At 68.8% G+C, this 2,439-nt stretch carries 3 protein-coding genes; all 3 read right to left on the reverse strand.

Annotated elements, in window-relative coordinates; all coding sequences use genetic code 11:
• Window positions 1–133: 133 nt before the first annotated feature.
• Complete coding sequence (locus VGD20_RS16385; RefSeq protein ID WP_331135465.1) at window positions 134–955, reverse strand: TIGR04222 domain-containing membrane protein; 822 nt, start codon at window positions 953–955, stop codon at window positions 134–136.
• An 8-nt stretch (window positions 956–963) separates the two neighbouring features.
• The gene (locus VGD20_RS16390) at window positions 964–1,503 is read right to left on the reverse strand and encodes a hypothetical protein (RefSeq protein WP_331135466.1); all 540 of its coding nucleotides are present in this window, start codon (window positions 1,501–1,503) and stop codon (window positions 964–966) included.
• Window positions 1,504–1,520: 17 nt separating this feature from the next.
• On the reverse strand, window positions 1,521–2,439 hold a 919-nt coding region (locus VGD20_RS16395; protein ID WP_331135467.1), incomplete at its 5' end, for a phosphotransferase.

Consider the following 2,439-nt stretch of genomic DNA (forward strand, 5'->3'; position numbering starts at 1 on the left):
CGGTGGTCGAAGAAGCGGATATTGTCGTCCGCCAGCTCGAGCGGACGGATCTCCGCCGCGATAAACGCATCGAGCTCGCCCAGATACGCCTGCAAGTCGGAAGGCATCCCAAAATCCATCGTCTCTCTCCCCGTTATCCGCCGCAACCGCCGCAACCGCCACAGCCGCCGCCTCCGCAGCCGCCGCCATCGCCGCCGCCGCCATCGCCTCCCGACGAATTATTGTCCTGCCGCATCTGGTGCAGTCCTGCGAAAGCCGATCCGGCGAGCACGACGGTGCCGAACAGCGCGACTGCGGTGCCGGTTTCGTCGTTCGTCGGCGCGCGGCGCAGCCGCTCGTGGCGTATGCGCGCGTCGGCCAGCGCCAGCCGCCCGCGCTGCGTCCGCCGGTCGACCGCGAAGATGCGGATCAGGATGGCGATCGCCGTGACCACCAGAAAGGCGATGAGGAAACCGACAGGCTTGTCGCGCGACAAGCCGACGAGCAGCTTGGCGATTCCCAGTGCGAACAGGCCGATGAAAGGCAGCGCCGCGACCAGTCCGATCCGCCGCGCTCCACCCCTGTCGAGGATCAGGCCGTTGCCAATCAACCGCCGTTCGACGGGACCGATATGGGGTTTGGCAGCCTTTTCGAGCCCCGCCCAGTCGGCAGGCATCGAAGCCGCGAGCAGTGCGCGGTCGAGCGCGCCGGTGCCGCCCGCGCCGTCCCCGCGCAGGAAACGCTTGCCGTCCTGCACCACCAGCGCTCCTGCGGCGAGCAGCCGCGCCACCGCCGCTTCGACCACCCGCGGCCCTGCCCCGGCCAGGAAGGCGAGCCCGTCAGCGTCGGCCGCCCCGCCGCGCCCCTCGGGCCGGATGCGTCCCGGGATGATCGCCGCGAGGATGAGCGCGACAACGAACAATGCGCCGTAAAGGAAAAGGAAGGCCGGGCCGTTCCAGTCGAGCGGGTTTGTCAAAGCTGCTCCTATCGTCCCGCACCGAGCCAAAGCGCGACCAGCGCCACGGCTATCACAGCCGCTGCGAGCGCGCCAAGACGCAGCACGCGTTTGGGTACGACGACATGGTCAGAAAGCGCGACGCGCACCGCGCGCGGGTCGACGAGCAGGCGCCGGTAGGCCGAGGGCCAGAGTTCGGCGGGCGGCGAAGCGCCGAACCAGCGTTCATAGCTGGCCAGCGTGTCAGCATATTGGACGAAATAGCGATGTTGTTCGGGATCGCCGCCGGCGGTCGGCCCGTGGTGCAGCGGCCGTCCCAGCACCTCGCCGCAGAGCCGGTCCCAATAATCACGACTGTAGGTCAGGTGGAGATGCCACGCCTGGTCGACCGCATCGGAAGGCGTGACAGGATGGCCGGCGGCGACCGCGAGGAAGAGGAAGCGGCGATATTCGTCCATCACCCGTTCGGCCTGCTCCGCAGTCCAGCCATTTTCGCGCGCCAGCCGCTCCTCGAACGAAAATGCCGCGTCATCGGGACCGACGCGATACCGGGCGAGTACAGGCCACAACGGATGCTCCTCGGCAATCATCCGCCCCAAATCGCCCGTGCGCGGGCGAGCGCGACATATTTGGGACTGTCGACCGCGCATTTGTCGAGCACATCGCGGCGCAGCTTCGCGAGCAGGGCGGGCTCGGCAAGCGTGGTGGCGCCGCTCAGCAGCGCATGTGACAGCGCCCTGTCCTCGGCGCGCACCCCGGCCTCGAGGTCGCGGAGCACGATGCCGAGCGCATTCATCGCGACCGCGACCTGAAACTTGCCATGGCCTTGCGATGCGGGCTTGATCGCCTCGTTCAGCCAGTCGCGCACCGCCTGCACCATTTCGCGGTTCGTCGGCTCGCCGACGGGCGCCGCCGCGGCAGCGGACGGCGACGGCGGCAGCGCGCGGGTGCGCTCGGCGGCGGGTGCTCCGGCCTCGAGCAGCAACAGCAGGTCGAGTTCCTGTTCGGCAGTCCGCCGCCCGACGACGACGCGTTCGACCGTCGTATCGGAGCCGCTGCGCCACGTCTGCCCCATCTGCAGGCAACCGAGCGCCCACCACAGGGTGCGATAGACGAGCCAGAAGTGGAAGCGCGCGCGATCGACCGGCGCGCCGCCTGCAGCCTCATAGGCAGCGAAATAGTCGTCGAGACTGCCGACCCCGAAGGCGGGATGGTCGAGCTGACCGAAACGCCACACGGTCATGCAACCAAACGCGAGATCCTCATGTGCATCGCCGCGGTGCGCCAGCTCCCAGTCGAGCACCGCCGCCAAGCCGTCGGCACCCACCATCACATTACCCATCCGGTAATCGCCGTGGACGAGCACCGGATCGGCGGGCGCGGGCAGATGATCCTCGCACCAGCGGATCGCGAGCGCGATCGCCGGGCGATCGCCGCCATAGGTCAGGAAGCGCGCCTTCAATTCGGCAAGCGCCGCGGCGGTGTCCATCAGCGGGATCGCTGCG

Origin of the sequence: Sphingopyxis sp., assembly GCF_036402335.1 — a bacterium.
In the GTDB taxonomy this organism is placed as follows: Bacteria; Pseudomonadota; Alphaproteobacteria; order Sphingomonadales; family Sphingomonadaceae; genus Sphingopyxis.